This is a genomic window from Thermosynechococcus sp. OHK43, assembly GCF_014466085.1.
Classification (GTDB): domain Bacteria; phylum Cyanobacteriota; class Cyanobacteriia; order Thermosynechococcales; family Thermosynechococcaceae; genus Thermosynechococcus.
On record NZ_JACOMP010000259.1, the window covers coordinates 1 to 4597 of the forward strand.

The window sequence follows — 4597 nt, forward strand, 5'->3', positions numbered from 1 at the left end:
GCCCACCCCGTCCAGAGGCAATCATGGATGCCATTATCAAGCTGCGCAAGAAAATTGCCAACGAACATATCAACGAGCGGGGTAACCTTGCCCAAACCCATCGCCTCTTTACCGCCAAGCACAAAATGAAACCCGTGCCGCCCATTCTGACGGGCCAATATCTCAATGCTCCTACTCGTCAAGCGCCTCCCCCTGCCCTTGCGGCAGCGATGGGAATAGCCGTTCCTGCCCTTGGAGAAGCCGTGAGCGAAACCAGCAGCACTGGAGAATAATTCAAATTCAATCCTTCTTGGCAAAGAGGTAGCAAGCAATGGCAGTTTCAACAGAGCTTTTAGTTCTTGGTGTGTATGTGGCCTTGGCGGGGCTGTATCTGCTGGTGGTGCCGGCGATTGTCTATGCCTATTTGAAAGCGCGCTGGTATGTGGCTAGCTCCTTTGAGCGGGCGTTTATGTACTTTCTAGTTACTTTTTTCTTTCCGGGATTACTCCTGCTCGCACCCTTTATTAACTTTCGCCCACAACCGCGCTCTCTCAATTCCTAGGTGCTATGCGCCGCATTGATGTTCTAGGAATTGGTGTTGGTCTTTTCTTTGGCGGTGGTTTGGTCTATCTCCTGTTGCGGATGGCCGGGGTTGAGCCACTTCAGGCGGGTGTTTGGAGTCAGGCTATTTTTGTCTTGGGAATTCTTGGCTGGCTCTCCACTTACCTACTGCGGGTTGTTACGGGGCGGATGACCTACCACCAACAACTCAAAGACTATGAAGAGGCACTTCTTAGCGATCGCCTAGCACGGCTGTCGCCAGAGGAGCGAGCGGCCCTCGAAGCTGAGATTCTCGCAGAAACCAACCCTACAGCTGATCCTGAATTGGGAGATAATTAGCTCAAGTTTCCCCTATGGCTTGGCAATGCACTTTCCCCGCTCCTGTGGTTTACTGCTCCATCCCACCTCCCTTCCCGGTGGTCACGGCATTGGTGAGTTGGGTGCCGCTGCCCGTGAGTTCTTGGAATTTTTAGTGGCCAGTGATCAGCAGTACTGGCAAGTGCTGCCCCTAGGCCCCACCGGCTTTGGGAATTCTCCCTATATGTGCTATTCCGCTATGGCGGGTAACCCGCTGCTGATTAGCTTGGAGGAGGTCGCAAAAGCCGGTTGGTTAACGGAGGCTGATCTAGCGCAGATTAACCTTGAGAATCGCGATCGCGTGGATTTCGACGCTGTGATCAACCAGAAACTGCCGCTCCTACGCCTTGCGGCGCAACGTTTTCAGAGTCAAGCTACCCCAGGAGACTGGCAGGCCTTCCGCGACTTCCAAGCCCTTGCTCACTACTGGCTGCCCACCTATGCCCTCTTTATGGCAATTAAGGAGCACCATGAGGGACAGCCGTGGTATGAATGGCCCGCTCCTTTGCGCGATCGCGAACCAACCGCCCTTGCCGCTATCCAAGTTGTTCTCAAAGACCGCATTTTTGAGTACGAGTTTCAGCAATTTCTCTTTTACCAACAGTGGCACGCCCTCAAGGAAGCCGCCAATCAACGGGGGATTCAAATTATCGGTGATATTCCCATTTACGTTGCCCACGACAGTGCCGATGTCTGGGCCTTTCCTCAATTTTTTGAACTCAATCCAGAAACAGGTGCGGCTGCCCTCATGGCCGGTGTGCCCCCCGACTACTTTAGCGCCACAGGACAACTGTGGGGCAATCCCATTTACAACTGGAAAGCCCTTGCTGCCGATGGCTACTCTTGGTGGATTGAGCGCTTCCGTGCTCTCCTTTCCTATGTGGACATTATCCGTGTCGATCACTTTCGCGGCTTTCAGGCCTACTGGCAAGTACCGGAAGGGGAGAAAACAGCTGTCAACGGCGAGTGGCAACCAGGTCCTGGTGCTGCCTTCTTTGAAGCTTTGCAAGCGGCCTTGGGACGACTGCCTATTCTAGCGGAGGATTTAGGGGATATTACCCCCGATGTCATTGCCCTGCGGGATCAGTTTCAGTTTCCGGGGATGAAAATTCTCCAGTTTGCCTTTGGCGGTGGTTCAGATAATCCGTTTTTGCCCTTTAATCAAGAGCGCAACTGCGTGGTGTATACCGGCACTCACGACAATGACACAACTGTGGGCTGGTATCGCAACCTGAGTGACTGGGAACGGCAGCGTTTTATTGACTATTTGGGCTATACCCCCAGCGAACCCCACTGGGCATTGATTCGCATGGCCTTGGGAACCGTGGCTAACCAAGCCATTATTCCCGTTCAAGATTTGCTCGGCCTCGATAGCCATGCCCGCATGAATTTTCCTGGGACTGGCGAAGGCAACTGGGCATGGCGACTGACTGCTGGTCAACTCACCCCTGAACTTGCCGCTCATTTGAAGCACCTGGTACATCTCTTTGGCCGCCAAGCGCCCCCCAGGCCTCAACCTAGTGAAGCCGAGGCAGGATCCCTCGGAATTGAGACGCAGCCCTAAGCTCGCCGTCGGCCATCGGGCATAATCGTGCCCCGCAAATCCACTTCACTGAGATTGGCACCACTCATATCTGCAGCAGTCAGGTTGGCCCGCGTCAAATCGGCCCGCGACAGGTTCGAGCCTGAGAGGTTGGCATCTCCTAAGTCTGCGCCACTCAAGTTAACACCGCTGAGGTCTACGGTTCCCAGCAAGCTGCCGCTAAAGGTTGCCCGGCTTAGGGTGGCTCCACTCAGGGTGGCGCGGCTCAGGTTTGCTTCGGAGAGGGTAGCACGACTCAGGTTGGCTCCCACCAAGCGGGCGCGGCTGAGATTGGCTTCTACTAAGTCGGCACGGCTAAAGTTAGCTTCCGTTAAGTCCACCTCGCGGAGATTGGCACCGCTCAGATTAGCCCCCCGCAGCTTCACCCCATTAAAGACTAGGCCACTGAGATTGGCACTGCGTAGATCCGTTTGACTCAAATCCGCATTATCCAGCAATGCACCCTGCAGATTTGCCCCTTGGAGATTCGCTCCCCGCAGATTGGTGCCCACCAGTTTAGCATGGCTGAGGTTGGCGCCCTGCAAATTTGCGCCACTGAGATTCGCACGGCTCAGGTTGGTATGACTCAGGTTCGCGCCACTGAGATTGGCACCACCAAGGTTGACCTCTGATAGCTCTAGGGACGATAGATCCGCCTTTGCCAGTTCGGCGCCGGCAAGTTTGGCCTTGGTAAGGTTGGCTTCACTGAGCTTGACTTCCGTGAGATCAACGCGACTCAGATTGGCACCTGTAAGATTTGCCGCCGTTAAATTAGCACCCCTCAGGTTGGCACCGCTGAGGTTTGTGCCACTGAGATTGGCATTGCTGACATCCGCCTGAATTAAATCCACACGGGTCAGGTTTGCCTGCTTTAGCTCTGTTCCATGCAAATTGGCGCCCTGTAAATTTGCTCCCGAAAGGTTCACGCCGTCGAGGGTCAATCCCCGCAGATCTGCATTGGCCAAATCCACACGGGAGAGGTTTGCACCCTGAAGCACTGTTCCCCGCAGTGTGGTTTCACTCAGTTCAGCGCGGCTGAGATTAGCTCGTGTCAGGTTTGCCCAACTGAGATCACTACGACTCAAGTTTGCGCCAGCGAGGTTGGCATCCACCAATTCTGCTTTGATGAGCATCGCATTGACAATTTCTGCACCACATAGCACGGCGCCACTGAGATTTGCCCCGCTCAGGTTGACCCACTCCATGTCGGCACGGGAGAGAATAATCCCCCGTAGATCAGCGTTAATAAACTCGCCATTTGTCAAACTGGCGCGATTAAAGTCCCGTTCACCGCTGGCGTAGCGTTTTAACAACTCTTGGGGATTCATCAAAAAAAATTGGCTCTGGAACTCCGCCCCTGAGAGCGGCTCTACACTCTAAGCCTAGCTTAATTCGCTAAAACCACACTACGCTCGTGAGAGGATGACTCGTGAGAGGATGATAATAAAGACTTGCGCTCGATGCTCTCATGGATACCATTCCTATTCTTGATCTCAAAGCCCAATATCAGTCCCTCCAACCAGAGATCGATCGCGCAGTTGCCCGGGTACTCGCATCAGGTCAGTTCATTCTAGGGCCAGAGGTACAGGCCTTTGAGGAAGAGGTGGCCGCCTATTTAGGGGTGCGCCAGGCGGTAGCCGTTAATTCAGGAACAGATGCATTGGTGATTTCCCTGCGCAGTTTGGGGGTGGGTGCTGGGGATGAGGTGATTACAACCCCTTTTTCGTTTTTTGCCACGGCAGAGGCGATTAGTTTGGTGGGTGCCCGCCCAGTTTTTGTGGATGTGGAATTGGACTCCTTTAACCTTGATCCCAGTAAAGTTGCTGCAGCGATTACCCCTCGCACCAAGGTGATTTTGCCTGTGCATTTATTTGGCCGACCGGCAGCGATGGGGGCAATTATGGAACTTGCTCAGGCTCATGGGTTAGCGATCCTTGAGGATTGTGCCCAGTCTTTTGGGGCCCGCTATTGCCCGCCCTGTGAAAATTGCCAATGTGAAGCGGCAACTCAAGAAGCCTTGGCCCATCGGTTCACGGGCGCGATCGGTACGATGGGTGCCTTTTCCTTTTTCCCCACCAAGAATTTGGGTGCCTATGGTGATGGCGGTCTGATTACTAC

At 54.0% G+C, this 4597-nt stretch carries 5 protein-coding genes and 1 pseudogene; 5 read left to right on the forward strand and 1 reads right to left on the reverse strand.

Annotated features, from left to right (window positions below):
• From ndhK to malQ, 4 genes and pseudogenes are all read left to right on the forward strand, one after another.
• Positions 1-272 (forward strand): annotated as a pseudogene (gene ndhK / locus H8Q75_RS11160) (photosynthetic/respiratory NAD(P)H-quinone oxidoreductase subunit K); the annotation flags it as partial.
• 38 nt (positions 273-310) lie between these two features.
• The gene (gene ndhL / locus H8Q75_RS11165; protein WP_297041755.1) at positions 311-541 is read left to right on the forward strand and encodes a photosynthetic/respiratory NAD(P)H-quinone oxidoreductase subunit L; all 231 of its coding nucleotides are present in this window, start codon (positions 311-313) and stop codon (positions 539-541) included.
• Between the two features lie 5 nt (positions 542-546).
• Positions 547-879 carry a DUF3007 family protein gene (locus H8Q75_RS11170; RefSeq protein WP_024125633.1) on the forward strand — a complete coding sequence of 111 codons (333 nt, stop codon included), beginning with the start codon at positions 547-549 and terminating at the stop codon, positions 877-879.
• A gap of 25 nt (positions 880-904) precedes the next feature.
• Complete coding sequence (gene malQ, locus H8Q75_RS11175; RefSeq protein ID WP_024125634.1) at positions 905-2461, forward strand: 4-alpha-glucanotransferase; 1557 nt, start codon at positions 905-907, stop codon at positions 2459-2461.
• Here the strand turns inward: malQ and H8Q75_RS11180 are convergent.
• Positions 2458-3807, reverse strand: a complete 1350-nt coding sequence (locus tag H8Q75_RS11180) for a pentapeptide repeat-containing protein (protein ID WP_297041757.1) — start codon at positions 3805-3807, stop codon at positions 2458-2460. The genes malQ and H8Q75_RS11180 overlap by 4 nt on opposite strands.
• A gap of 140 nt (positions 3808-3947) precedes the next feature.
• Between H8Q75_RS11180 and H8Q75_RS11185 the strand changes: the two genes are divergently transcribed.
• A partial coding sequence (locus H8Q75_RS11185; protein WP_297041760.1) for a DegT/DnrJ/EryC1/StrS family aminotransferase occupies positions 3948-4597 on the forward strand: 650 nt, incomplete at its 3' end.

Excerpts from the sequence above, each read along its gene's own strand:
- malQ (WP_024125634.1), top strand. The coding sequence starts at position 905 with ATGCACTTTCCCCGCTCCTGTGGTTTACTGCTCCATCCCACCTCCCTT.
- H8Q75_RS11170 (WP_024125633.1), top strand. The coding sequence starts at position 547 with ATGCGCCGCATTGATGTTCTAGGAATTGGTGTTGGTCTTTTCTTTGGC.
- H8Q75_RS11180 (WP_297041757.1), bottom strand. The coding sequence starts at position 3,807 with ATGAATCCCCAAGAGTTGTTAAAACGCTACGCCAGCGGTGAACGGGAC.
- ndhL (WP_297041755.1), top strand. The coding sequence starts at position 311 with ATGGCAGTTTCAACAGAGCTTTTAGTTCTTGGTGTGTATGTGGCCTTG.